25 protein-coding genes are annotated in these 26,234 nt (G+C 39.5%); 7 read left to right on the top strand and 18 right to left on the bottom strand.

Going from position 1 to position 26,234, the window contains the following annotated elements:
• Positions 1–213, bottom strand: a 213-nt coding sequence (locus tag GX419_06425; protein ID NLI24320.1) for a hypothetical protein, incomplete at its 3' end; no start/stop codon positions are given.
• Between the two features lie 201 nt (positions 214–414).
• Here GX419_06425 and GX419_06420 point away from each other — a divergent pair.
• On the top strand, positions 415–1,272 hold the full coding sequence (locus GX419_06420; protein ID NLI24319.1) for a cation transporter: 858 nt from the start codon (positions 415–417) through the stop codon (positions 1,270–1,272).
• 9 nt (positions 1,273–1,281) lie between these two features.
• On the opposite strand, the gene asnB is transcribed toward GX419_06420, so the two are convergent.
• Positions 1,282–2,949, bottom strand: a complete 1,668-nt coding sequence (gene asnB / locus GX419_06415) for an asparagine synthase B (protein ID NLI24318.1) — start codon at positions 2,947–2,949, stop codon at positions 1,282–1,284.
• A 256-nt stretch (positions 2,950–3,205) separates the two neighbouring features.
• On the opposite strand from asnB, the gene GX419_06410 reads away from it, so the two are divergent.
• From GX419_06410 to GX419_06390, 5 genes are all read left to right on the top strand, one after another.
• Positions 3,206–4,252: a DUF4271 domain-containing protein gene (locus GX419_06410; GenBank protein ID NLI24317.1), complete on the top strand. Its 1,047-nt coding sequence runs from the start codon at positions 3,206–3,208 to the stop codon at positions 4,250–4,252.
• 19 nt (positions 4,253–4,271) lie between these two features.
• Positions 4,272–5,030 (top strand): uroporphyrinogen-III synthase, encoded by a 759-nt coding sequence (locus GX419_06405; GenBank protein ID NLI24316.1) that lies wholly within the window; start codon positions 4,272–4,274, stop codon positions 5,028–5,030.
• 38 nt (positions 5,031–5,068) lie between these two features.
• Entirely contained in the window at positions 5,069–5,458 is a 390-nt protein-coding gene (gene rnpA / locus GX419_06400) for a ribonuclease P protein component (protein ID NLI24315.1), read from the top strand.
• Complete coding sequence (yidD, locus tag GX419_06395) at positions 5,442–5,663, top strand: membrane protein insertion efficiency factor YidD (protein NLI24314.1); 222 nt, start codon at positions 5,442–5,444, stop codon at positions 5,661–5,663. Before rnpA ends, yidD begins: the two co-directional genes overlap by 17 nt.
• 151 nt (positions 5,664–5,814) lie before the next feature.
• Entirely contained in the window at positions 5,815–6,225 is a 411-nt protein-coding gene (locus GX419_06390; protein NLI24313.1) for a DUF2541 family protein, read from the top strand.
• Positions 6,226–6,327: 102 nt separating this feature from the next.
• On the opposite strand, the gene GX419_06385 is transcribed toward GX419_06390, so the two are convergent.
• The 4 genes from GX419_06385 to GX419_06370 form a co-directional block, all read right to left on the bottom strand.
• The gene (locus tag GX419_06385) at positions 6,328–6,561 is read right to left on the bottom strand and encodes a MoaD/ThiS family protein (GenBank protein NLI24312.1); all 234 of its coding nucleotides are present in this window, start codon (positions 6,559–6,561) and stop codon (positions 6,328–6,330) included.
• Between the two features lie 13 nt (positions 6,562–6,574).
• Positions 6,575–9,418: a DNA polymerase I gene (gene polA, locus GX419_06380; GenBank protein ID NLI24311.1), complete on the bottom strand. Its 2,844-nt coding sequence runs from the start codon at positions 9,416–9,418 to the stop codon at positions 6,575–6,577.
• Between the two features lie 386 nt (positions 9,419–9,804).
• Positions 9,805–10,254 carry a 6-carboxytetrahydropterin synthase gene (locus GX419_06375; GenBank protein NLI24310.1) on the bottom strand — a complete coding sequence of 150 codons (450 nt, stop codon included), beginning with the start codon at positions 10,252–10,254 and terminating at the stop codon, positions 9,805–9,807.
• Positions 10,255–10,292: 38 nt separating this feature from the next.
• Positions 10,293–10,643, bottom strand: coding sequence for a helix-turn-helix transcriptional regulator (locus GX419_06370; GenBank protein NLI24309.1), 351 nt, complete (start codon positions 10,641–10,643; stop codon positions 10,293–10,295).
• Positions 10,644–10,863: 220 nt separating this feature from the next.
• Here GX419_06370 and GX419_06365 point away from each other — a divergent pair, with 220 nt between their 5' ends.
• Positions 10,864–11,838: a polyprenyl synthetase family protein gene (locus GX419_06365; GenBank protein NLI24308.1), complete on the top strand. Its 975-nt coding sequence runs from the start codon at positions 10,864–10,866 to the stop codon at positions 11,836–11,838.
• A 24-nt stretch (positions 11,839–11,862) separates the two neighbouring features.
• Here the strand turns inward: GX419_06365 and GX419_06360 are convergent, their stop codons facing one another.
• From GX419_06360 to GX419_06305, 12 genes are all read right to left on the bottom strand, one after another.
• Complete coding sequence (locus tag GX419_06360) at positions 11,863–13,092, bottom strand: hypothetical protein (GenBank protein NLI24307.1); 1,230 nt, start codon at positions 13,090–13,092, stop codon at positions 11,863–11,865.
• A gap of 161 nt (positions 13,093–13,253) precedes the next feature.
• On the bottom strand, positions 13,254–15,059 hold the full coding sequence (locus tag GX419_06355) for an excinuclease ABC subunit C (GenBank protein ID NLI24306.1): 1,806 nt from the start codon (positions 15,057–15,059) through the stop codon (positions 13,254–13,256).
• A gap of 9 nt (positions 15,060–15,068) precedes the next feature.
• Positions 15,069–16,703 carry an adenine deaminase gene (gene ade / locus GX419_06350; protein ID NLI24305.1) on the bottom strand — a complete coding sequence of 545 codons (1,635 nt, stop codon included), beginning with the start codon at positions 16,701–16,703 and terminating at the stop codon, positions 15,069–15,071.
• Between the two features lie 87 nt (positions 16,704–16,790).
• Positions 16,791–18,665 (bottom strand): tRNA uridine-5-carboxymethylaminomethyl(34) synthesis enzyme MnmG, encoded by a 1,875-nt coding sequence (mnmG, locus tag GX419_06345; GenBank protein NLI24304.1) that lies wholly within the window; start codon positions 18,663–18,665, stop codon positions 16,791–16,793.
• Between the two features lie 102 nt (positions 18,666–18,767).
• Positions 18,768–19,187, bottom strand: coding sequence for an rRNA maturation RNase YbeY (gene ybeY, locus GX419_06340; protein ID NLI24303.1), 420 nt, complete (start codon positions 19,185–19,187; stop codon positions 18,768–18,770).
• Positions 19,184–19,585 carry an ATP-binding protein gene (locus tag GX419_06335; protein ID NLI24302.1) on the bottom strand — a complete coding sequence of 134 codons (402 nt, stop codon included), beginning with the start codon at positions 19,583–19,585 and terminating at the stop codon, positions 19,184–19,186. The genes ybeY and GX419_06335 overlap by 4 nt, the downstream gene beginning before the upstream one ends.
• A 57-nt stretch (positions 19,586–19,642) precedes the next feature.
• Positions 19,643–20,845 carry a peptidoglycan DD-metalloendopeptidase family protein gene (locus GX419_06330; GenBank protein ID NLI24301.1) on the bottom strand — a complete coding sequence of 401 codons (1,203 nt, stop codon included), beginning with the start codon at positions 20,843–20,845 and terminating at the stop codon, positions 19,643–19,645.
• The gene (locus tag GX419_06325) at positions 20,823–21,518 is read right to left on the bottom strand and encodes a DUF4292 domain-containing protein (GenBank protein NLI24300.1); all 696 of its coding nucleotides are present in this window, start codon (positions 21,516–21,518) and stop codon (positions 20,823–20,825) included. Before GX419_06325 ends, GX419_06330 begins: the two co-directional genes overlap by 23 nt.
• A gap of 64 nt (positions 21,519–21,582) precedes the next feature.
• Positions 21,583–23,307 (bottom strand): tetratricopeptide repeat protein, encoded by a 1,725-nt coding sequence (locus GX419_06320; GenBank protein NLI24299.1) that lies wholly within the window; start codon positions 23,305–23,307, stop codon positions 21,583–21,585.
• The gene (dut, locus tag GX419_06315; GenBank protein NLI24298.1) at positions 23,276–23,713 is read right to left on the bottom strand and encodes a dUTP diphosphatase; all 438 of its coding nucleotides are present in this window, start codon (positions 23,711–23,713) and stop codon (positions 23,276–23,278) included. Before dut ends, GX419_06320 begins: the two co-directional genes overlap by 32 nt.
• Entirely contained in the window at positions 23,688–25,193 is a 1,506-nt protein-coding gene (locus tag GX419_06310) for an oligosaccharide flippase family protein (protein ID NLI24297.1), read from the bottom strand. The genes dut and GX419_06310 overlap by 26 nt, the downstream gene beginning before the upstream one ends.
• 1 nt (position 25,194) lies before the next feature.
• The gene (locus tag GX419_06305) at positions 25,195–26,064 is read right to left on the bottom strand and encodes a TIGR01777 family protein (protein NLI24296.1); all 870 of its coding nucleotides are present in this window, start codon (positions 26,062–26,064) and stop codon (positions 25,195–25,197) included.
• Between the last annotated feature and the right edge of the window lie 170 nt (positions 26,065–26,234).

The following is a 26,234-nucleotide window of genomic DNA, read 5'->3' as shown; positions in this document are numbered from 1 at the left end:
GAAAGGGGTGGATGCATGAATGAGCCATGGCCAGCGGTATCCGTTGTTCCGGTTCAGCATTTCGAGGTAAGCCAATAATATAATGACTGCCGCAATCAGAAAATAGCCCGAAAGAACCCGGTCAGATACCGTCCTGTTTTTCTTTGTAAGAAGAAGTACAGCAAGGAAAAAGGAAAGGAAAAATGCAGGAAGAATAAGATTAATAGCGGGCATGAAAGCATATTTTTTAACAAAGATAAAGTATATAATGCTATAAGCGCGATGAATCCATTCTTTTAAAAAACAGAAAACCGATAAAGAGGAGGTAAAAAGGAGAATGTAAAACAACTTAACCATCTTACAATAAAAAATAGCTACATTTTCATAATTTTGCGTTTTATATCCGGCGGTGAACCGTCCGGTTATGCAGGGTTTATGAATACACGAAAAACAAAGGTTGCAAGGCTGTCGGTAGCCTCCAACAGCTTTCTTATCATTATTAAAGTGCTGGCCGGTATTGTCACAGGATCGGTCAGTATTTTATCTGAGGCGATTCATTCTTCCATTGATCTGGTAGCTGCCGTAATAGCCTTTTTCTCGGTAAAAGTTTCCGATACTCCTCCCGACAGGAACCATCCTTATGGTCATGGCAAGTTTGAGAATGTGTCGGGAGTGATTGAAGCGGCCCTGATTTTTGTGGCAGCGGTATGGATTATCATCGAAGCCGTTAAAAAACTGCTTGGCGAAAGCACGATTGAGGCCATCGGATGGGGTGGGCTGGTAATGTTCATTTCCGCCCTGGTTAATTTTATTGTTTCGCGCCAGCTTTATAAGGTAGCAAAAGAAACTGACTCAGTGGCTCTTGAAGCTGACGCCCTGCACCTTAAAACCGATGTGCTTACTTCGCTTGGCGTTGGTACCGGTTTGTTGCTCATCTGGATAACCGACGTGCATTTGCTCGACCCCTTCATTGCCATTGCGGTGGCTGGCCTTATTATTTTCGAGGCCTGGCAGCTTTTGCGCAAAGCTTATTCCCCTCTGCTTGACAGTTCCCTTGGTGATGAGGATATCCGTACCATTCATAAGGTTGTTAATGAACACTCCTTTGAACTGCATAACCTTCGTACCCGCAAGGCAGGAAATTACAAGTTTGTTGACATGCATATTGAGATGGCGGGAAACAAAACACTGGATGAGGTGCATGAATACTGCAACCAGATTGAAGAAGACCTTAAGAAACGCATTCCGCACCTTGATGTGCAGATTCACGTGGAACCGCCAGGCAATAAATGAAATATCACCCTATTTGTAGGCATCCTTATGAACGTTTTTCACCGCTCTTCCTGAGGGATCAATATTTTTGCGCAGATCCTCATCCCAGGCCAGGGCTTCGGCCGTACTGCATGCTACCGAAGGAACCGAAGGAACGCAGGAAGCAGCCGAATCGGACGGAAAATGTTCACTAAAGACCGAGCGGTAAAAGTATTCCTCCTTGCTCATCGGGGTATTGATGGGGAAACGGTATCGGGCATTGGCCAGCTGCTGGTCTGAAACGGCTTTACTGGTCATATCTTTCAGGGTGTCAATCCAGTTGTAGCCAACCCCGTCGGAAAACTGTTCTTTCTGTCTCCAGGCGATATTTTCAGGAAGAAGATCCTCGAAAGCCTTTCTGAGGACCCATTTTTCCATCCTGCCCTCTTTGGGACGCTTGTCTTCAGGGTTCAGCCGCATGGCTACATCAAGAAATTCCTTGTCGAGAAAAGGGACACGACCTTCCACTCCCCATGCAGCCAGTGATTTGTTTGCCCTCAGGCAGTCATAAAGATGCAGTTTTTTCAGCTTCCTTACGGTTTCTTCATGAAATGCCCGGGCATTGGGTGCTTTATGAAAATAGAGATAGCCACCGAAAACTTCGTCAGCACCTTCACCGGAGAGCACCATTTTAATGCCCATTGATTTGATTACACGGGCCATCAGGTACATTGGCGTGGAAGCCCTTACGGTTGTTACATCGTAGGTTTCAATATGATAAATAACGTCCCTGATGGCATCAAGCCCTTCTTCAATGGTGAAGTGGATTTCATGGTGAATTGTTCCGATATGTTCTGCAGCTCTCTGCGCCGCAGCCAGGTCAGGCGATCCTTTCAGGCCGATTGCAAAGGAATGCAGGCTGGGCCACCAGGCATCTTTCAGGTCGTTTGTCTCGATACGCCGTGCGGCAAATTTTTTGGCCACTGCTGATACGATGGACGAGTCAAGTCCTCCCGAAAGCAATACTCCGTAAGGAACATCGGTCATTAACTGACGGTGCACAGCATCTTCAAACGACCTTCGCAAATCGCCAATGCTGGTTTCATTGTTCTGCACTGCTTCATACTCTTCCCAATCGCGCCCGTACCAGCGCTTGAGCTGGCCTTCCCTGCTGAAAAGATAATGGCCCGGAGGAAATTCCTTGTAGCTTGTACATACTCCCTCAAGGGCTTTCAGTTCGGAGGCCACATAGAAATTTCCGTGTGCATCCCAGCCCATATACAACGGTACGATACCAATGTGGTCACGGGCAATCAGATATGCGTCCTTCTCTTTATCGTACAGGGCAAAAGCAAATATTCCGTTCAGTTCATCCAGAAAGTCCGGCCCTTTGTCCCTGTACAAGGCAAGAATTACTTCACAGTCTGAATTGGTAAGAAAGGGGTAACTGTCTTTGTAACGGTTCCGGAAAGACTGATGGTTGTATATTTCTCCGTTAACGGCAAGAACCAGGTTACCGTCTTTACTGTACAGGGGTTGTTTCCCAGACTGAGGATCAACGATAGCCAGTCGTTCGTGTGCCAGCAAAGCCTTGTCACATACAAAAATTCCTGACCAGTCGGGACCCCTGTGCCGCAGCTTCTTTGACATGTTTAACACCTGCTGGCGCAGATCCTGAGAAGGAATTTTGAGGTCAAATACTCCAACAATACCACACATTTTGCAAATTTTTATTCTATCGGACAAAAATAATATTTTTTCAGTACAACCCCTCTGTTATTATTAATTTTTCAAATGAAATATATATTATTCTCCTTCTTTATCCCTATTTATTTGCATTTTCTTTTAAAGAATGTAAATTTATGCAATTGACAAATGAAGACAGGAGAGAAATCCTGATGGGATTTTCAGGGCCAATATTTGTTCTGTATTGAATTAATTTTTCTTTGTACCTTTGCGCAAAATTTAGCGGGTGATGGGTCAGGGAACGTTTTATATGAATATTCTTGATTTTCAATACCTTGCCCAAAATTCCGATACACTGGAAAAGGCTGAATCATTGCCTGCAAAACAGGTTTCTTTTGCCACCAAAGGAAACGACACTTCTCTAAAAAACACGTTACGGGACACAACCTATGCAGGATGGAAGGCTGTTCTGAAACAATCATCGGTTACGGTTCCTGCAAAGCAACCAAATACAGATACTCCTGTTCCGATTGAAAAGTATGTTCCTGAACTGCCGGAAGCCTTGCCTTCCGGTGCATTGAAAGACTGGATGGGATTTACCGATGGGCATTCCGCTTCGTCAGGCCTGCAGGTCTTTTCTTCTGTAAGTAGCGGACAGCCTTCTTTCAGAAAGGAAATACAAAGGAATCAGATACTTCCCGACTGGTTTTTTCTTTTGTTTCTTGCAGGACTTCTGGTGCTCAGCACTGCCAGAATGTTGTATGAACGTTATTTTAACCGTGTTCTCATGGCGCTTACCAACGAATACCAGGCGCTCAGCCTTTACAAAAGCCGGAATCTTTTCACCAGCCAGGTATTTTTTCTTCTGCTGCTGAACTTTATTCTCATTACTCCCCTGGCCATTTATCTTCTGCTGAACGGTGAAGGGGGAGAATACACCGGGCGGGTTGTCACAGCACTTGGTTTATCGGCCGTTGCTGCCGGAATCATTGTCCTGAGGCGCATTTTGCTGTATGTTACCGGAGAGCTTTTCCAGAGCAACAAGGTTTTCGGAGAGTATTACTTTTTTGTAAGGAATTTCTACATCAAAACCGGATTGGTTCTTCTTCCCTTTGTATTGCTCGGAGCTTATTTCCGGGGCATTTCTCCCGGAGTGTTTCTTGCTGCAGCAGGCGTACTGGTTGGAATCCTTTACATTGAGCGGCTTTACAGAGGCCTGCGCACCGCTTCCCGGTATCATGTACCAAAATTTTATCTGATTTTGTACCTTTGTGCCCTTGAAATTTTACCTGTTCTTTTAGGATATAAGATAGTCCGGGATCTAACCGGAATGTAAACCTTAAAAACAGAAAGCCTTGAAAATCAAATCCATTTTAGTCTCACAGTCCCAGCCAGAACATGAGAAGTCGCCTTATCAGGAACTGGCTGTGAAACATAACATTAAAATTGACTTCAGGCCTTTTATTCAGATTGAGCCTGTGACGGCCAAAGAATTCCGTCAGACACGGATCAACATTCTGGATCATTCATCTGTTATTATGACGAGCCGTACGGCGGTCGATCATTTCTTCCGTATTTGCGAAGAAATGCGGATTACTGTTCCGGAAACCATGAAGTATTTCTGTCTGACCGAATCCATTGCTTTTTATCTTCAGAAATACATTGTTTACCGGAAGCGAAAGATTTTCTACGGTAAAACCTGCTTTGCTGATCTGATGGATGTGATTCTGAAGCACAAAGACGAGAAATTTCTTCTTCCCCTGTCGGCAGAACATAAGAAAGATATACCGGAAACCCTGGAGAAGAACAAAATCAACTTTACCAAGGCGATTTTATACCGGCCTGTGAGCAATGACCTTTCCGACCTTTCGCTGTTGAATTACGACATTATCGTCTTTTACAGTCCTTCCGGCATAAAGTCGCTGCTGCAGAATTTTCCCGAATTCCAGCAGAATGAGATTAAAATTGCTTCGTTTGGAGCTGAAACCGCAAAAGCTGTCAAGGAAAGCGGGCTTCGTCTGGACATCCAGGCACCTGCCCCTGAAGCACCCAGTATGACGATGGCGCTCGAGAAGTATATCCGGGAAGCACAAAAAAACAACAACAAGAAATAGGTCTGTTTCCGGCCGTTCCGGAGATGAATAAGACCACTATGGCCACATTCAGAAAGCATGAGATTCTTCGGGGTAAACGGTCGGTTTCCAGGCTGTTTGAAAACGGAAAAACTGTATCGCGGCATCCGCTGAAGCTGGTCTGGGTATCATGCGACGGCCAGGGCCACTTATCTCCGGCGCGGGTTCTGATCTCGGTTCCACGGAAAACATTCCGCAAAGCGCACGACAGAAACCTCATAAAAAGGCGTATCAGGGAAGCATACCGCCAGCTTAAAACTTCCTTTTACGAAGAACTGGAAAAGCACACTCTTTGCATAGATATAGGCCTGATTTACACAGGAAAGGAAATTGCTACCTATCATGAAATCTCACAACAGATTGACAAACTTCTTGCAATGGTTGTACGGCATGCTGAAAAAGGGACTTAATGCCCTTTTCATTGGTATGGTGAAATTTTACCGGTATGCTATTTCACCGCTTAAGCCTCCTTCCTGCCGTTTCACGCCGACATGTTCGGAATATGCTGTCGAAGCGCTGAAGAAGCATGGCCCGTTCAAAGGCCTTTACCTGGCCATCCGACGCGTTCTGCGCTGTCATCCCTGGGGAGGACACGGATATGATCCTGTACCCTGATGCAATGAAATTGTTGCGTCGGACGTATGCCTTTCTCCTCTAAATAAGCCTCCTGAATGAATTTTACGGAACAATTTTTGTTGTTTATGCAAAACAAGATTAAACCCCGGCCATGATTTTTCATCCAACTTTTAAACAAATCATTACAAGTATGAAACGCTATCATTATCAACTACTGCTCATTCTTATGAGCTCGTTTCTTTTCATGTCGGTAACGGATCTTTCAGCCCAGAGAAGGGAACGCTGGGAGCTTCTCGGAAGCCGCACCGTGGATTTTCGCCTCGACAGGGATGTAATACCCGTCACCTGGAGGGAAGGAGCCTTTAATGCCATCCGGATTGTGGTAAAAGACGGTTCGCTGAACATGCACCGGTGCGTTATTCACTTTGAAAACGGAGACACGCAGGAAGTTGCGTTGCGGCATCAGTTTCGCCGCGGCAGTGCCTCACGCCTGATTGACCTGCCCGGAAACAAACGGCTGATTGAGAAGATTGTATTCTGGTACGACACAAAAAATTTCAGCGGAGAAAAGGCAACAGTGCTTGTTTACGGGCGGCATTAGACCGATCTTGCGTTGACGGATGAAACTACTTCTTAATCACCGGTGTGTCCCTTTGTCAAAGCTGTATAAGGGTGCACCGGTTGTTTTATTGGCAGAAAAAAATCAGCCGCCAGGAAAGGGGGGTATCAGATCGATGGTATCCCCGTCAGAAACCGGACTGTTGCCTGAAATGATCCTGTTGTTAACCGCCACACGGAAAACGTATTGCTTCGCCGCAGGATATTTTTCGTAAAACTGCTTCAGCAGGTTTTCTGTGGAGCGGACAGGGTCGTATTCATCGTCGAACCGGTGAGCTATGTCAGCCAGTATTCCATGATAATAAACCGTAACAGGCATATCAGAAAGAATTTCAATGTGCTTCAAGCCAGTTGGCGCCGGTACCGACATCCACAACCAGAGGAACCTTTAACCGGCAGGCATTCTGCATTTCCTGCACTGCTATCTCCTTCACAACTTCCACTTCACCTGGTGCCACATCAAATACCAGTTCATCATGTACCTGCATGATCATCCGCGAACGGAGTTTCTGCTGATGGAGGCGTTTGTTGACGCTGATCATAGCCAGCTTGATAATATCGGCGGCTGTTCCCTGAATGGGGGTATTAATAGCGTTTCGCTCGGCCATTCCTCTGATATTTCCGTTTTGCGAATTGATTTCGGGCAGAAAACGCCTCCGGCCGAACATGGTTTCAGCATATCCCTTTTCGCGCGCTTTACGGATAGCCTCCTGCATATACCGGTGAACTCCCGGAAAATTATGAAAATACTCCCGTATGAGTTCTTCGGCTTCCCGGCGGGGTATTCCCAGCCTCTGGGATAATCCAAATGCCGAAATGCCGTAGATAATGCCAAAATTGGCGGTTTTGGCTCTGTTCCTCATTTCACGGGTAACGTTTTCACGTGAAACCTTATAGATTTTAGCCGCTGTGGCAATATGAATATCCTCTCCCCTTTCAAAGGCCTCGATCATGGAAGGATCTTCGCTGAAATGTGCCATAATGCGCAGTTCAATCTGCGAATAGTCGGCCGAAAGAAGGCATCCCTGCGGGTCTGACGGGATAAATGCTTTCCTGATTTCCCTGCCGCGCTCATCGCGCACCGGGATATTCTGCAGGTTGGGATTTGTGGAACTCAGACGGCCGGTGGCAACGATGGTCTGGTTGTACGAAGTGTGTATCTTCCCCGTTTTCGGATTAATCAGCCGCGGCAACGTTTCAACATAGGTAGAAAGAAGCTTCTTGTAGGAGCGGTAGTCGAGAATTTTTTCCACCACAGGATGGGCACCTTTGAGTTCGAGTAAAACTTCTTCTGAAGTTGCATACTGTTTTGTCTTTGTTTTCTTTACGTTTTCAGCAATTTTCAGTTTTTCGAACAGAACCTCTCCCAGTTGTTTGGGCGATCCGATGTTAAAACGCATTCCGGCCAGGGAATAAATTTCTTCCTCAACCGAATTCATTTCTTTTGTAAGCAAAAGGGCATAATCGTTCAGGGCTTCCGTATCAATTTTCACTCCTGTACATTCCATTTCGGTAAGTACCCGCACAAGGGGCATTTCAATTTCACGGAACAGTTGCATAAGGCCGGCCTCTGAAAGAAGTTTTTCCAGGATGTGTTTCAATTGAAGGGTAACATCGGCATCTTCGGCAGCATATTCCGACACTTCTTCAGGCTTTACCTGGGCCATGCTCAGCTGATTTTTCCCCTTTTCTCCGATCAGTTCTGTGATGGGTACAGGATTGTACCCCAGGAATTTCCGGGCCAGAAAATCCATGCTGTGCCTTTCCTCCGGCTGCAGCAGATAATGTGCCACCATGGTATCAAACAGCTCTCCTTTCACATTGATGCCTCTGTGGGCCATCACAGCCAGGTCAAATTTCATGTTCTGGCCGATTTTCCCAATTTTTTCATTTTCCAGCACTGGCCGGAGAATTTCCATAATTTTCTCATTGTTCCACGTGTAAACAAACCATGCTTTACCGGGCTCGGCTGAAACCGAAATTCCCACCAGGTCGGCCGTATGGGTATCAAGGGAGGTTGTCTCGGTATCGAAACAGAATTCTTTCTGCTTTCCGAGAAAGTCAGCAAGTTGCTGTACGTCGCGTTCTGAAACAACCAGCCTGTAATCATGCGGAACATCGTTAATTGTTTTGAACACAGCACCGGAAGCATCCTGTTCAGAAGAATCCCTGCCCGCAAAGCCTGAGATCAAAGACTGCTCATTGTCGGCCGGAAAAAGGCTTGTCTGTGCCGGGTTTACGCTTACTGAACGTCCTTTTTCCTTTGCGGTACTTTCTTCGGTGAGTGGCGGATTCTGGCGGATGCGGTTCAACAGGCTTCTGAAATCGAGTTCACTATATATTTCGCTGATTTTCTGTATATCAGGATTTGTCATTTTAAGTTCCGGTTCAATAAATTCCACCGGAACACTGCAATTAATGGTAACCAGCTTTTTTGACAGCTCAATTAATTCTTTGTTATTTAATAAAATATTACGTGTTTTTTCAGGTAAAAGATGAATGTTTGCGTACAAATTTTCAATTGATTTAAACTGGCTGATCAGTTTGATTGCTCCTTTTTCGCCAATGCCCGGAGCTCCGGGTACATTATCGGAGGTATCACCCCAGAGAGCAAGGATATCAATTACCTGAGAAGGGTGGTCCACCTGAAAACGTTTGGTAACTTCCTCCGGCCCGATAATCTCAGCTTCTCCTCCCGACCGTCCGGGTTTCAGCATTTTAACCCTGGGTGTTACAAGCTGGGTAAAATCCTTATCAGGAGTAACCATGAGGGTATAAAAGCCTTTCTTTTCGGCCAGGCGCGACATGGTTCCAATCACATCGTCGGCCTCAAAACCAGGTACCTCAAGAATAGGGATGTTCCATGCCTCAATCACTTTTTTTATCCAGGGAACGGCCACTTTTATCGGTTCAGGAGTCTCCTCCCGGTTGGCTTTATAAGGAGGATAGAGTTCGTTGCGAAACGTGGGACCTGAAGGATCAAATACCACACCTATGTGCGTTGGTTTCTGCGTTCGGATTACATCTTCGAGAGCCGCTGTGAACCCGTAGATTGCTGATGTATTCAGGCCCCTGGCATTGGTCATCCGGCTGTTGATGAAGGCATAATAGGCCCGGAAAATCAGCGCATAGGCATCAACAAGGACGAGCCTGGGAGAAGTATCGGCCGCAGACATGGGGAAGAGTTTTTTACGAAGGTAGTAAAAATGTTTTGTGTTTCGAGTGAGGCGCATTCGTTTACCGCCTGAGGTCAGAAGCGCCGCCCTTTAGACCCCGGTTAATTTCTTTTCCCGACTTTAGCGTTGATCCTTTGCTGTAATTCCAAATATTCCGGCATTCATACCCTCCCGGGCTACCTGTTATGCTTGGGCGGCGGGCATGCGGCTCCAATTTTTCAGAAAAATTTCCTTTTAAACACGGTATGAATCCTGTATGGGTGTTCTTGCTTACTAAATCCTACATTTTCATAGGAAACCTGTTTAAAGGAACCGGAAATGTTTCTAACCGAAAGGGGGACAGGTATTTGGGTCTGATGTAAGACGGAAGGCCTATGGCTATGCCATCAGGAATTATCATCGGCATACCATTCAGCATACGAACCGGCTGTTTCGTAAAGCTTCAGGCTATGAAGCCTGACAGCAGAGGGAAGGCTCTTCCGCAACCGGTTAGCCATGTCGACAATCAGATTTTCGCAGGTAGGCTGGTAGTCGAGAAAATGAATTTTTCCGAAAAGGTCTTTCGCCTGTGCAGCAAAATCAGGTGGAGTATTTTTGTTGACCACCAGTGCATGGTCAAACTGGTCAACGATCTGTGTTTTTACTATGTTTTTGAGTTCAGAGAAATCCATAAGCATACCGTTTTTCGGATGGCCGGGATTCTGCATTGGTTCTCCTGAAATGGTGACAAAGAGCGCATAGGAATGACCATGGATGTTCCGGCAAGGGCCATCATAATTCCACAGGGCATGCGCCATTTCAAAATGAAACTCTTTTGTTATACGGATTACTGGCATATTCAAACTATCTGAAAAAACAATGGGCGTGCCAGGTTTCAGAGGCAGGCACACCGGTTGATACAGTCAATAATTCCCAGAAAGCCGGGATTTTTAATAAAATAGTAGGTATTTTTCCCTTCGCGTTTCGAGGAAAGAATGCCTTTATCGCGAAGTATTCCCAGGTGGTGGGATGCCACAGATTGTTCCATGTGAAGCATTTCGTGAATTTCTGTCACGGTAAGTTTTTTGCCTTCATTGAGCAGGTTCAGAATGGCAATCCGGGCCGGATGGGCCATAGCCTTGAGCATAACAGCAGCGCGGTCAAGTTGTTCCGAAGTAAACTGCTCGGCGGAGAAACCTTTTACTTCGTCAACCTTAAACGGGAAAGATGCGGGTCCTGAATCCATAGTAATGGTTTAAGATATGCAAATATATAAATATATTTGATTCCAAAGAGAAATAATTATAATATTTTGTTTTTCAAATTATTATATAAATAGTTCTAAAATAATTCCACGTTTGGCAACATTTTATTGGCCGCCTTGTTTATGGAAGTACACTGCTTGTGAAAGAACCGAAAAGAATTTGATACAGATAATTCCTATATTTGTCGCGATTACAAAACGTATGGGAGAGCTCGAAAAGATCAGAAAACCCGTTAAGCAGGAGCTTGCTGAATTTGAAAAAGTATTCCGGGAGGCATTAAAGGGCTCCATCCCTTTTCTTGATTTTATTACCAACTTTATTCTTCGAAGGAAGGGTAAGCAAATCAGGCCGCTGTTTGTTTTTCTATCGGCACGTCTTCACGGGCAGGTGAACAACAGTACCTTTGTTGCAGCTTCTCTTATTGAGTTGCTTCATACCGCCACTCTTGTCCATGATGATGTGGTGGATGAATCGTACGAAAGGCGCGGATTTTTCAGTCTCAATGCGTTGTGGAAATCAAAGGTCGCCGTGCTGGTTGGCGACTATTTGCTGGCAAAGGGACTGTTACTTGCTGTCAAACATAAGGAATACCGCCTTCTGGAGATCGTTTCGGATGCGGTGCGCGAAATGAGCGAAGGAGAGCTTCTTCAGATACAGAAATCGCGCCGGAATGGCATTACGGCCGAGGAGTATTTTGAAATTATCCGTAAGAAGACGGCGGCGCTAATATCTTCATGCACTGCCTCCGGAGCATATTCAGCCGGGGCTTCCGAAGAAATTGTCGAGCGGATGAAACAGTTCGGAGAATATGCCGGCATTGTTTTTCAGATAAAGGATGATCTGCTCGATTACCAAAAGACAGGATTAACAGGGAAACCAACGGGAAATGATATCCGGGAAGGAAAATATACCCTCCCTCTGATCCTGGCCCTTCAAAATTCTTCTTCAGGCGAAGCCCGGGAAATCAGAAAGATGATGCGCAGAAAGGATCTCAAAGGAAAGGATGTTTATACAGTCATAGAATTTGCCGAGAGAAACGGCGGCATTTCGCAGGCAACAGAAAAAATGAACGAATACATCCAAACGGCACTGACCCTGCTTCAGGATTTCCCCGCCAATGATGCCCGGAATGCCCTTTCAGAATTACTTTACTTTATCGCTTCAAGGGAAAACTGATCAGCACTTTATAGGTTACATTTTTCACGGAGCAGAAAGGGAAAGAAACCATTTTATGGTAGTGACTCCCCATGGTACCAGTGCCGTTTGATGATTGAGTCCATCCAGGAGATAAAGGGAAATATTTTCTTCAGAGGAACCTTGCCGGAGCATGTCCTCATGCATTAATACCGACTGTCCATAATACACATTATCATCGGAGGTACCATGATAAAAGCGCACCGGTATTTCGGTTCTCCATCCATATATTGAATTTTTATCGAGTTCATTCCGTAAACCAGCGAATTCTGCACCGTCGGTAAAATGGTTTTTCAGATTTTCGGTAACCAGCCTGGCCACTGTGTCGGTGAGCTGCTGGTTAATTTCATCCCCTGAAAAACGGCCGTTGAAAAGACCGGGTATACGGGAGGCATAGGGTTCCCTGAAAAAAAGAGAAAGGGGATCGGTGAGCATTCCGTTCTGCCTGTGCGATTCAATAAAATATGGCAGATAGTATGGAGTAGGATAAGTAACAAGGCTTAAAACATGCTCAGAGAAAGGGATCATCTGGTACGCACCTGCTCCGCATGAAACGGCTTTTGATGACATCCCTGAAGGCGCTGTTTCCTCAAAATATTTGCCCGCAGAAAGAGTTGCCCATCCACCCTGTGAATAGCCCATCAGAAAAATATTTCCGTTGCATCCGGCCTGTATATTGCTCTCGTTTGTAAGTTCCCTGGCAGCCAGAATAAGGTTTTTTACGGCCAGGTCGTTTGATTCCCTGTGGTAATACGGATGAACAATCTGTTCTGAAGAACCAAACCCCAGGTAATCGGCGATAACAACTATGAAACCATAAGAAGCGGCTGATTCAATGAGGGTATACAGACCATTGAAAATATCCCTCGAAGGAGCGGCATCATGAAGTGTGTTTGTTCCGTTCTGGAAACTGATGATTCCAAAGTTTCCTTTCGCTTCAGGCAGGCATACTACACCGGAGGCAGTTAGCGTCTTTCCCTGAAAATTTACAGGATAATTCACCAAATATACTGATACATCATACCGAAGATCGGCAGGAAGGGAATCAAGCGCGGAATATACCTGGCTGGCATTCTGTATAAACGACTGTATTCCGGGAACCGTCATTTGCTTGAGCAGTGAATAGCGTATAAGATATTCATGTTCAACATCTTCCTGTTTTGAACAGGCGGAAAAATAGAATAGACCCGCCAGAATCAGCGTCAGAAAAAGGATGCAATTTTTCCAGGCTTTCATGGTAACGAAAATTATGTTATATCTAATGGCGCATTAGAAGTGATAACGAACTAATGCGCAGTGCTTTATCCTTTTGCGGAGGTATCCAGGTTAACCCCGCCGAAACGCAGTGAAGCAGTCCCATGAGGCAGGTTGCGCATTTTTTTGATGCAAAATTTCGATTATTCTTTGTCTCGATGAAAATAATCATAGACCATTCGGGCCTTATTCGTGCCAATAATTTCTTCCAGATTACGTATTGATAATGTTCTAATTACACTTACTGATTTAAACTTTTCCATTAATTTCTGACGGGTTGATTCCCCTATTCCTTTAATATCGTCCAGTTCGGAATGTATAAAGGCCTTGCTTCTTTTCTGCCGGTGAAAGGTGATCCCGAACCGGTGGGCTTCGTTTCGTATATGTTGAATGAGACGCAGGGATGGTGAGTTTTTGTCAAGATACAGCGGGTAGGGATCGTTCGGAAAGTAAATTTCCTCCAATTTTTTTGCAATTCCAATAACTGCAATTTTTTTGTTTAATTTCAGTTTTTCAAGGCTCTTTATAGCGGCGCTGATCTGGCCTTTTCCTCCATCGATTACAACCAGGTCCGGGAGAGGCAGGTTTTCATCGAGCACACGTTTGTATCGGCGGAAAATAATTTCTTCCATGGAGGCAAAATCATCGGGATGATCAACTGTTTTGACATGATAGTGCCGGTATTCACCCGGAGCCGGTTTGCCGTTCAGAAACACCACACAGGCTGCCACGGGATTTGTGCCCTGAAGGTTGCTATTGTCAAAACACTCAATTCGCGTGGGCAAATTGTGAAGGTGTAAGTCTTTTTTCAGCTGTTCCAGAATTTCTTCCTTACGTCTAAGTTTTTTTTGCGACAGGGAAGAAATATCTTTTGATCTTTTATAAATTAGTGCATTGTTGAGAGAAAAGTCGAGCAGTTTTTTCTTGTCTCCTTCTTTGGGTATGGTGTACCTTACTCCCTGGATTTTTAATTCGGGCAAAATAGGGACAATAATTTCCGTGGCATTGCTCTCATACCTGGTTCGAAGGCTGGCTATTGCAAGAGCAAGGATTTCAGGTTCTGTTTCATCGAGCTTTTTTTGTATTTCAATTGTATGTGACTGTATTACAGAACCTTTAATCACTTTAATGAAATTAATGATGGAAGTATTTCCATCGGTTAAGATAGAAAACACATCGACATTGGTAATAGACGGATTAACAATGACAGATTTTCCTCTGAATTTAGATAAGAGCTCCAGTTTTTGCCGGATAATTTCTGCTTCCTCGAAACGATATTCCTTTGCCAGGTTTCTCATGGTTTCTTCGAGGTATTCAATAACTTCGTTAATGTGTCCTTTCAGTATTTTACGAATCTGGTCAATGGTTTGATTGTAATCATTTTCTCTTTGAAGTCCTTCGCAGGGACCTTTGCAGTTGCCCATGTGGTACTCCAGGCATACTTTGAATTTTTGGGCATTGATATTTTCTTCTGACAAATTCAGGTTGCAGGTTCTCAGTGAGTAAAGTTCCCGAATGAGTGCCAGAAGGGTTCGGACCATCTGCGCTGAAGTATAGGGTCCGAAATACGATGAGCCATCATTCACAATTTTTCTTGTAAGGAATACACGGGGAAATCGTTCGTTCTTTATGCAGATCCAGGGAAATGTTTTGTCATCTTTCAGAAGTACATTGTATCGTGGCTGATATTCCTTAATGAAATTGTTTTCAAGCAGAAGAGCATCGTGTTCAGTTGGGACAACAATGTGTTTAATTTCATGAACTTTCCCAACCATGACCTGTATTTTTCTGTTCTCGAAGGTTGTCCTGGAAAAATAGGAACTGACTCTTTTTTTCAGATTCTTGGCTTTTCCGACATAAATCAATTTGCCCGATTGATCGAAAAACTGGTATATGCCTGGTTTTTCGGGCAGGAGTGCGATGGTTTCTTTCAGGATTTCCTTATTCATACTATGAAATTACCTGAACAGGCTGGTAAAGGTAAAATTGGTAGCATCGAACAATCCCTTATCACTCAGTTTCAGTTCGGGAATAACGAGCAGTGCCATAAAGGAAAGGGTCATAAAGGGTGCAGAGAAGTCACAACCCCACGATTTTACAGTCTGATTTAATTTATTGTATAAAGAAGCTACCTCAGTGGCCGGAAGATCACTCATAAGTCCTGCATAAGGCAAAGGCAAAAACAGGGTTTCCTTTCCATTAACGGCGGCAAGGCCTCCTTTTGAAGCGATAACCATATTGATTGCGGCAATCAGGTCATGATCATTGGTTCCAACAGCGAGAATGTTATGGCTATCGTGTGCCACCGAAGAGGCGATGGCTCCTGCTTTGAGATTAAATCCCTTAATCAAGGCAACCTGAGGTTTATCGTTGGTATATCGCGAGAGATTTATCAATTTCAGAAGATCACGACTGCTGTCAGCTATGATTTCTCTTTCCCTGGTCAGTAAGGGTTTTTCGGTAGCTGATTCTGTGATCAGGCTTTTGTCTCTTGCAACTATACATACTATGTGTGAAGCATTTTCCGGGAGATATATTTTAATCTCATCGGATAAAACAGGTTGACGTTGAAAATTGTTTTTATATGGAGGGATTGTTATTTCCCTGACGCAGTCATTTTCTTTGGAGAATACCTGTTTACCGTTTATCCATGTTTCCAAAACATTGCAATTTTTCGGAGAGTCAACAACGATAAAATCAGCATAATCTCCTTTCTGAAGCAATCCTACGGGGAGTTTATAATGCAGGACGGGATTAATACAGGCAGCCTTAATTATGTTCTCAAAAGGAATTTTGTAATCTATGGCTTTTTTAACCATTTTATCGATATGCCCTTCCAGCAGTTCATCGGCATGGCAATCATCCGTGCAGAACATAGTTTTATCAGGAAAATCATGAAGAAGGCTGATAAGGTTTGTCAGATTTTTTGCAGCGCTCCCCTCCCTGATAATAATATGGCAACCATACTTAATTTTTTCAAGGGCTTCTTCAATTGATTCACATTCATGATCGGTAGATATTCCAGCGTCAAAATATGTTCTGGACTGTTCTCCTCTGAGGCCTGGAGCATGACCATCGATGATTTTACCAAAAGATTTCGCTATGTTTATTTTCTCTATCAGACCAGGATCCTGAAAGATTACGCCGGGGTAGTTCATTACTTCGGCAAGATGATAGCAGGTTTCTGAGGCCAACAGGTTTTTGATATCATTGGCAGTAAGAATTGCTCCGGATGTCTCGAAATTTGTTGCCGGAACACAGGGAGGTGCGCCGAAGAAGAATTTTATCTCAGCCTGTTCTGTATTTTCCTTCATAAATCGGATGCCATCAGCACCAAGAACATTTGCAATTTCATGAGGGTCTGCTATCACAGCAACTGTACCATGAGATATGGCTGCCTGGCTGAAAAATGAGGGCAGAAGCAAACTGCTCTCAATATGTACATGCGAATCAATGAAACCTGGAAGAATAAAATTTGTACATGATTTTGAGGTTGGCATAATATCGATGATGCGATCTCCCTGAATTAAAATTTCGCCTGGAAAAAAAGTTCCTGTACGAACATCAAAGATATTTCCAACAATGCTGTTCATTTGAATTTAACTGATTTTATAATTAACGTTCCACGTGGAACAATGTTAATAACTTCCGATTTTACATTTTTTGTTCCACGTGGAACATTATCTTCCTAAATGAATTAATAGAACATTAATGTCAGCTGGTGAAACACCAGGTATTCTACTGGCTTGTCCAATATTTTTAGGTTTTATCCTGTTAAGTTTCTGTCGTGCCTCTGTTGATAACGATTTTATTTTCCCATAATCAAAGTCTTCGCGCAAAGTAATATTCTCGAGCCTACGGCATTTTAATGCAATGTCCTTTTCACGCTCAATATATCCAGCGTATTTTATATTTATTTCCAATGATTCTAATACTTCTTTACCGAGCTTTCCAGCTTCTTGCACGAAATTATTCAATTCATTAACATATTTAATTACGTCATAAATTCCAACTTCAGTTCGCATTAATATATCTTTAATTTTTACAGACTGTTTAATAAGCGAACTCCCTTTTTCCTTTAGTAGTTGATTAATTATATCAGGCTTAACACTCTTCTTATATAATATTTCTAACCCATCTTCAATTAATTTTCTTTTTTCTACATATAATCTATACCTATCTTCAGTTACACTTCCTATTTTATAGCCTTTTTCTGTTAACCGCTCATCAGCATTATCCTGACGCAAGAGAATTCTATATTCAGCCCTGGAAGTAAACATTCTATAAGGTTCATCCACGCCTTTTGACACAAGGTCGTCAATTAATACCCCTATGTAGGCTTCATCCCGATTCAAAATGAATTCCCTCTCTCCTATTATTCTCAAATGTGCATTCATACCCGCAATAAGTCCTTGGGCTCCGGCTTCTTCATAACCGGTTGTACCATTAATTTGTCCAGCAAAAAATAAATTCCTTATTCTCTTTGTCTCCAGAGTATGCTTTAATTCTGTTGGATCAAAGTAATCGTATTCTATTGCATAACCAGGTCGCAACAGCTTAACATTTTCAAGTCCCGGAATTAACTTAATAGCTTCATACTGTATTTTCCAAGGTAATGAAGAAGAAAATCCGTTCAGATAATATTCATTTGTTAGCTCGCTTTCAGGTTCTACAAACAAGTGATGGCTCTTTTTATCCGCAAATGTTACGATCTTGTCTTCTATACTCGGGCAATATCTTGGACCAATACTTTTTATTATGCCAGCATATAGGGGAGAATCCTTAAATCCTCTTTCCAAAACAGAATGTACTTTCTCATTTGTTTCAGTAATATAGCACGATCTGTGGTTTCCAATGAATGTGCCCGTATCCAGAAATGAAAACTTCCCTCCTTCAGGGTCACCTTTCTGCTCGATCATTTTGCCAAAATCAATAGTTCGTCCGTCTAATCGTGCAGGGGTTCCAGTTTTCATTCTTCCTGCTCTGAATCCTAGTTCTTTTAATTGCTCAGTCAAACCTTCAGCGGCCGGTTCTCCTATTCTTCCACCCTTTTGATGAGCTCTCCCAACATGAATTAATCCATTCAAAAAAGTTCCATTTGTTAAAATAACGCACTTAGCATTAAATTCAATACCTAGAACAGTTTTTATTCCTTTTACAGTACCATCTTCAATTTTAAGCTGTACAACAGAATCCTGCCATAAATCGACATTTTTATTCTTTTCCAGAAATTCCCTCCAGTACCAGCTGAACTTAACTCTGTCACATTGTGCTCTTGGACTCCACATCGCAGGACCTTTGCTTTTATTAAGCATTCTGAATTGCAACATGCTTTTATCAGTAACTATTCCAGCTCCACCTCCGAGAGCATCTATTTCACGTATAATCTGACCTTTGGCTATTCCCCCCATGGCCGGATTACAGGACATTTGTGCGATTTTTGTCAGATCCATACTGACCAGAAGTACTTTAGATCCCATTACACCGGCAATATTTGCCGCCTCAGCACCTGCATGCCCAGCTCCTACAACTATAATATCATATTCCAAATTCAGCATACTACCATCACATTATAATAAGGTTTATTTATATTTTTAAGACAGAACCCAAATGTTACCTATTTTCGTACTTTTTTTTTAAAACACCTGGGTATCTTTTCATGACCATAAATCAAGCATACTATCTTCCATCCTTCTCATTTCTTCCTTTTCCTTATCTGTACCATCGTTATATCCAGATAAATGCAGCATTCCATGAGCTATTACTCTTCGTAACTCATCTTCAAAAGAAACATTAAATCGCTTTGCGTTCTTTTTTACCTGGTAAGGGCAAATGTATATTTCCCCTAAAATTTCAGAATCTTCTTCGTACTTAAACGATATAACGTCAGTTAAATAATTATGACCCAGAAACTCCCTGTTTATTTTAAGAATGGTATTTCTTCCTACCAAAATAATATTAATGCCTCCCTCCTTATCCAGTCCAAGATTCTTCGAAATTCTTGCAATCCATTCAATATGCTTTTTCTTTCGCCTTAATTTAAATTTTCCAACATCATTAAATAAATTAATCCTCATTTATCAAGGTAAAAAATTAGTTCAGCTTTTGTACCGTTTTCATCAAATATAAGCTTATCAGAAAGCTTCCTCATAAGGAATATTCCACGTCCGCTGATATTCTCGATGTTTTCCGGTGCCGTAGGATCAGGTACATTTTCATAATCAAATCCTTTCCCCTGATCTTTGACCACAATGTGTAATTCACCTTTTTCAATAGTTATGTTTACAATAACATCCTTTTCTTCATTTTGTTTATTGCCATGCACAATAGCATTATTCACAGCTTCAAGGAATGCAATAAGAATATTTCCATAAAGCTCATTCTTAAGTTGAAACTTAGTAGCAATTTCATCAACCACCTTTTCAACTTCCCTCAGGTTTTCAATCTTTGATGCTATTTTCATTGTCCTTTTCATTTTTATCTTATTCGATACTTTATACTCATATCTCTTGTTTTTTGTTTCAAAATTACTTCATTTTATTCTTATCCATTCCTCCGGATCCATTCGTTCAAAATCCTTCCATATTTCAAGATGTATCACAGGATTATCTTCACCTTCCATATTTATAACCTTTCCTATTTTCTGTCCTGTTTGTACTTTTTCCCCATTTTTCACCAATACATCATCAATATTTTGATATACAGATAAGTAGTTACCATGTCGAATAATAATAGTAAATTTTGCGCCCAAAATACTTACAATCTTTGTCACAACACCCTCATAAATAGATCGTACATCAGAATTCTTTTCCGTTTCAATATCAATTCCATTGTTCCTTACTTTTACATTTTTCAGGACAATGTGGGGATGCTCTCCGAATTTATCAATTATTACTCCTTTTTCAACCGGCCAAGGTAACCTTCCTTTATTTCTTTCAAAATTTCCTGCTATAATTTTTTCCTCGGCCGTTAAAGAAATAACATTTTTTCCTTTACTTCTTTTTATTTCTTCCTCAATAATCTTCTTCATTTCCTTTTCAAGCTTTTCAGCAATACTTTTTTTCTCAGTGATTTGTTTTCGTATTTCACCTTGTTCCTTTTTCAACTTTTCCAATATAATTATCTTCTGCTTTTTATTTTCTTCAAGCTTTTTTATCTCTGATTCTTTTAGTTTCATTAAATTTATTCTATCATTTATTAAAATCTGTGCTTGTTTCTTTTTATCACCAATTTCATTCAATAATTCCTGAATGCTTTTTGCCTTATATTCCATTTCCTTTATATACTGTCTATAATATAAAAATCTTCTTTGAGATTGGACCATGTTATCAGCTGCCAAAAGATAAACCCAAAAATATACCTTGTCCCGTTTTAAATAATAATTTCTCAATGCAATTCCATAGGACATTTTCAGCCCCTCCAACTTTTCAGACAAATTTTTCAAAATTCCGTCGTACTCTTTTATAATTCTCTCAAGATTTCCTATCTCTGATTCCAAAGCAAACACATATTTCTCCTGCGAATTTATTTTTCTTTCAACCAAGCTAATAGTACTAATATAGTTCTTCTTTTCGCTTTCTCTTTTTTCCAGCAAACCATTCAGATATTCAATTTCTTCCTTTATTTCATCAATTTTTTTGCGTATTGTTTCTTTTTGCTGACAGTATGTTATTCTTTCAGCAAAAAATAACAATGCAAAAAGAAAAAATATTTTATAATTTTTCCAGAAATTCATCAAGATCAATATTATCTATTTTATTATAACTTTTCGGAATCAGGTATATATTATCTCCTTCTTTTTTTTCTTCATAATCATCAATCTTTAATTTAATATTCAGCTTTGTATCTCCCTTTTTTAATTCTATATTAATTTGATCACATATCTTTATATCAGAACCTGAATATGTCTTATAATTAATTAATAAACTCATATTTTTTCCAGCGTAATAAATTTCCTTAATTTTATAATATCGCCTATCTATGTATATATATGCTCGCTCTTCATCTGTAATATTTTTAATCCATTCTGAATATTTTTCATTGTTATCCGTGATATTTGCAACATATTTGTATTTCCGATAATAGTTATTAAGCAAAATGCTGCAGTATATTTTATTTAATTCCACCCGACTAATACCATTATTTTCAAAGATATTTTTTTCATAAATTTTCTTGCTTTCCCTATCAACGATTTTTAGATTATTTCCGTCCAAAAAAATTCTAAATGCTTCAAAATTAACATAAGGAATCAATGAAATAACAATTCCTTTCCTCTTGTTTAAATTTATTATGCATTTTGAAGATAGATTTTTCCGTTCGTTAATAGTTATATCAAAAGTACTTTTCTTTATTACTATATTATCAATTTTAACGTTATTTTTAACAATTCTTCTCTCATCATAATCCACACATTTTCGTTTATCTTTGAGATGGACGCATGATGAAATTAGTAAAAAAACAATTATGATAATTTTATTCATTTATCTTCCTTTCATTTTCCAATTTTTCTTCTAAACTGAAAATACAATTTTTCAATTCACAACTCCTTTTCCATGCATTTTCTGCCATTTTTCTCTTTCTAATTTTGTACAGAATATATCCGTAATGATCCCATATAATATAATTACCTTTATCAATTTCTATGGCCTTTTCAATATATTTAACGGCTTCTCTGTATTTACCTTGCTTATATAATATCCAAGCATACGTATCAAAAAATGAAGCATTATTTTTTTCTCTCTCAATAGTATATTTGCTTAAATCTTCAGCCTTATCTAATCTTTTTTCTCTTATTGCAAGATAATATGCATAATTATTACGTGCGGTCAAATCATTCGGATTATATTTTATAACCTCTTCAAAAAGTGAATCGCTAAATTCAAAAAGTCCTAATTTGTAATAAACCTCAGCTAATAATCCCTTTACCATATATTTAAAATCATCATTTACATACGAAAGAAGACATGATTCCAGATTTTTCTTTGCATTCTCATAATCCGACATCTGATAAAAAGCCAAACCCATAAAATAGTTAAATCGTATATCATCTAACCCAATATTCTTTGCATCCTTACAAATATCCACTACTTTTAACCACTTGTTAGAACTGTAGTATGTTTCTATTAATCTAAAGTAAACAAAAACATTCGTTGCATCAAGCCTACGAAGAATTTCCAGCTGAGCTATGAGAGAATCCTTTAATTCTATTTTATCATAATAATCAGCAAGGGTAGCATAAAATTGAGTTTCAGAATCTTTATAGCAATAATTTTTTAACTTATAAATAAATTCTTCTAAATTAATCTCTTTCAAGTTGTCCTTTGATGTTTCATTTATGATAAATTGAATCAACCATTTCTCAAATTCTATATCTTTAATATTATTTTCAATTAAATCCTTTATGATATCGGTTTTAGAATCTTTTCCATTTTTTATAATAATTTCAGCAATTTCACGTTTAAAATTAGAATTTAAATCAGATCCATTTTTAATTAATGCCTTCAAACTATCATTTTTTTGTAGCTCTGTGAAAATTTTGGCTTTTAGCTTATTTTTTTCCTCACCATCTATATAACTTGAACTATTTAATATCAGTAAAACATTTTCATAATTCTCTCTTTTCATTTCAAAGGCAATATTCAATCTATTAATCAAATCATCAGTTAATATTTTATGGTATTTTCTCATTTCCTTTTTTGCTAATCTTAATTCATTTTCTTCAATAAACGAATTAATATATTCATAGATTAATTCATTATCTAATACGCCTTCATTTAATCTTCTTTTTATAATACTATTTATAATTTTTCTATTTCCAGTAATTTTTAAAATATTAATATAGTTTAATAGATATGTATTATTATCGCTAATTAAACACGCTTTTTCCGCATAATACTCAGCACTTTTTGCGTCTCCTTTAATGAGTTTTATTTTCGATAACTGAAAATAAGCTGCGGCTCCACATTTCTCATATTTTACAGCTTTTTCATAAATACTTTCAGCCATTTGCATATTACCGTTTAAGAGAAATCTGTATCCTTCAACAATAAGATAATCATAGTCGAGCTGATTCTTTATATAACATGAATCTACATTCACAGTATATGCCTGTAAGGTATTTATAAACTTATTTATAAATACTAAAAAAATTATAAACTTTTTCATTTTATTCTTTACCGCTATGTCCAAATCCACCATCAGCACGTTTTGTCGATTCAAGTTCACTCACATTAATCCATTTAATTTTTTCATATCTTGTAATAACAAGTTGAGCTATCCTATCGGCGTTTTTGACGACAAAGCCCTCGTTCGACAAGTTAATCAAAATGACTTTAATTTCTCCCCTATAATCAGAATCGACCGTTCCAGGAGTATTCAATACAGTTATACCGTCTTTTAAAGCCAGCCCCGACCTTGGTCGCACTTCAGCCTGAAATCCATCAGGTAACTGGATATATAAGCCAGTAGGTATTGCAACCCTTTGACCAGGCTTAAGCAAAATATCATCCTTCAAATTTGCACGAAGATCCATTCCAGCACTACCTTCAGTAGCATATTCAGGATTTGGATTTCCTGATTCATTTCTGATCTTTATATCTACCATATCTACTAAGTTTAAATGCTTCTTTCCTTAACTGCTTATCAAACGTAATAATGATAAATACATACAATATAACTATACTGTTAGCATAAATAAACCAAAATCTGCTCTCATTCAGCTTCAAACTTGAAAAAAGAATAAAAAAGAGTATGCTTAGTGTAATAGCCAGAAATATTCCACTCCATCTATAGGGAATAAAATACTTCTTATTTCCGAGATATATAGTGATTGCTGCCATTAAGCCAAAGGTTAACAATCTTGTTACAGCTGCCCCATAATAACCGAATTTCGGTACCAACATATAATTAAAAACAATAGTTAATATAGCACCAATAGCTGTAATATAAGCCCCAACCATTGTTTTCTTTGTAATCTTATACCATATGCTTGCATTATTTTGTATACCTATAAACAAATAACTCATCATTACAACAGGTACTATTTTTAATCCTTCATAATAATTACGTCCTATAAATAATTTAAATACATTCAAATTCAGCAGAACAAATAAAAATATAAGCATTCCAATAAATACAAAAACTTTCATCACATCCGCATATAAATTTTTTGCGTTTTTATCATACATATTTTCAAAATAAAAGGGTTCAGCAGCATATCTAAACATCTGAACAAACAACATCATAATAACAGAAAGTTTAATGTTTGCACCATAAATGCCCAGTTGGTACATTGCATCTGATCCATCTTTTATTAAATGTTTCAGAAGAATTCTGTCCATTGCATCGGTTAACGAACCACCTATTCCAGCAATAAGCACAGGCAAAGAAAATTTCAGTAATTCTGTAAATATTTTAATATCAAAACGAAGCTCTGATTCATAAATCTCTTTAAATAACATAATAAGCACAAAAAAACTGGCAACAATATTTGCAATAAAAACATATTCAACCTTATATTCCGGAACGTATAAAGCACAAAGTATTGAATTTGTGTTTTTCAAACAATATGCAGGGAAAAAACTTAAAAATCCAAAAACAAGTATTAATGTAATAACCACATTTATTATTTTTATTATTGCGAACTTCATTGCTTTTCCTTCCATTCTCAATTTAGCAAATGGAATAGCTGAAAAAGCATCCATAGAAACAATAAGTCCAACTGCAAAGATTAAAATAACCTTATTTTCGTAACCTAATACATTTGCAATACTTTTACCCAGTAAAAAGGTTACAATAATAAATAAAACCGATGTGAACAGCACGGAAGTCTGAACGATACTATATATAAGTCCTTTTCTTTTTTCATCTCTACTGAAACGGAAATATCCCGTTTCCATACCATAAGTGAGTAATACTTGTAATACAATAATATAGGCGTACAATTCTGTAATTATACCATATTCATCAGGTTTAAATATTCTTGTATAATATGGAGTAAGGATAACGAAATTTAATAGCCTTGGTATCATTGTTCCAAGACCATATATTAATGTCTGTCCAATAAGCCTTTGAATTTTTCCCACGCTATTTATACATCAAATTTTCAGCTATTGCGTTGAAATTATCAAATTTAAATTTAAATCCATTTTCAATCAGTTTCTTAGGATAAACGATTCTATCGTCCAACAAAAGACAAGACATTTCACCAGCAAAAGACTTAACGATCCATTTATTAATTTGAATTTTAAACTTCTTTCCATATTTTTCACTAATCTTTTCAACAATATCAATCTGTCTGCAATCAAAGGGAGCAACTACATTAACAGCACCGTACAAAGTCTCATTTTCTAGAATAAATTTCATTGCCGAAAAGACATCATAAATATGCACAACCGGCATATGTTGCCTACCATTTCCGAAAACAACACCAACAAATTTTCTTGTATTTTCATTAAAAATTTTAAAAACCCCACCATCTTTCCCTAATACAATACCAAACCGAGTTTTTACAGTTCTTACACCAAGCTTATTCATTTGATCAGCTGTATTCTCCCATTCACTAATTACATCCGACAAAAAAGAGTTATTCTTTTCTGTACAATTTTCATCGCAAATGCGTGATGGTGGATAAATATCAACTCCACTGGCATTGATGAAAACATCCGGCCGTTTTTTTGACATTTCCACAGCGCTAACAATCAAGGTAGTTGATATTATCCTGCTACTTCTAATTAATTCTTTATTCTTTTTATTCCATCGCCGATTAATAGAAACTCCGGCCAGATTAATAACAGCATCACAACCATCTACAACACGAACAATTTCATCAAGATTTCCCTCGACTATATCCTTTTTTTGTATTCCTAAAACTTCAAATCCGCTTTCCTCAAACATTGGTACAATATGTCTTCCAATGAATCCAGTATAGCCGGCTATGCATAATCGCTTCTTCATAGTAACTGTTAAAAAAGAAATACAATTTTAATACATTTGCACCTCAAAAGTTGACGTATTATGCTTTCCAAGTTCTATATCTTATTAACAGGAACTCTTCTTATCCTCGTTCCTAATTCCTGCAAAACTACTACAAATACACAAAATTCTGATATACGGATTGACACGGA

The organism is Bacteroidales bacterium (assembly GCA_012517825.1).
Classification (GTDB): domain Bacteria; phylum Bacteroidota; class Bacteroidia; order Bacteroidales; family JAAYUG01; genus JAAYUG01.
This window is presented reverse-complemented; position numbering and strand designations above follow the sequence as displayed.